Consider the following 296-nt stretch of genomic DNA (forward strand, 5'->3'; position numbering starts at 1 on the left):
TGTTCTGTTGCCAGACCACGCCTTTGTAGAGGTTGCCCGGGTAGAGGACGTTGGGGGATTTCAGGGACAGTTCGCTGGGCAGGAACGGGTATTTGTGTTGGTATCCGGTGCAGAGTACGACGGCGTCGAAATCGTCGTGGGTGCCGTCGCTGAAGTATGCGGTGCTGCCTTGGAAGTGGGTGACGAGCGGCCGTTCGATGGTGGTCTCGGGCCAGTGGTAGCCCATGGGGTTGGTGCGGTAGCTCATGGTGATGGATGCGGCGCCCATCTTGTGGGCCTGCATGCCGATGTCCTCG

At 60.8% G+C, this 296-nt stretch carries 1 pseudogene; it reads right to left on the reverse strand.

The window, feature by feature from the left end:
• A pseudogene (locus AC5RWD_RS23315) lies at positions 1-283 on the reverse strand (NAD(P)/FAD-dependent oxidoreductase); the annotation flags it as partial.
• Positions 284-296 lie beyond the last annotated feature (13 nt).

The organism is Arthrobacter sp. CMU6, from assembly GCF_059090205.1.